The 494-nt window shown below is 38.7% G+C and carries 1 pseudogene; it reads left to right on the top strand.

Going from position 1 to position 494, the window contains the following annotated elements:
• Positions 1-377, top strand: a pseudogene (locus tag SM447_RS30210) (hypothetical protein); the annotation flags it as partial.
• Between the last annotated feature and the right edge of the window lie 117 nt (positions 378-494).

The following is a 494-nucleotide window of genomic DNA, read 5'->3' as shown; positions in this document are numbered from 1 at the left end:
ATGGAGTTAGATGGAACAAGAAAGACGAGGAATATGATAAGTGGTTCATTACCCCAGGTGTTTATACCAGCATTCATGATCCGATATCCAAGCTGCTGCAGTTTGACAATGACGGGGATAAGGCCTTAATTATTTCTGATGAGCTAATCGTCAATATTGCCAAACGTAATATGGAGAACATCGTTCCTTTGTATTATGAAATGTCTGTAGCCCAGAAACAAGAGATTAATAGCAGAAACATCTATGAAGCACTAACTCTTGCTTATGGAATCAATATCGGGGAGTACAGTAACAATATCACTAAGATATGGAACAGTGACAATATAAACCTGGACGTGATCAAATGGTTATGCATGGAGAATAACTTTACTATCGATTAAATTTATAGTCGCGTCGCATAGCGATATGCGGATGAAAAGTCAGTGAACCTAGAAAACTAGGGTGTGCATTCAGCGAAAAGTAGCGATAGGAAATGATCGTCAATGAGTGTGCTA

The sequence above is a fragment of the Micromonospora aridisoli genome (assembly GCF_056150025.1).
The sequence above is the reverse complement of the archived record's forward strand: the minus strand, read 5'-3'. Positions and strand labels throughout refer to the sequence as shown.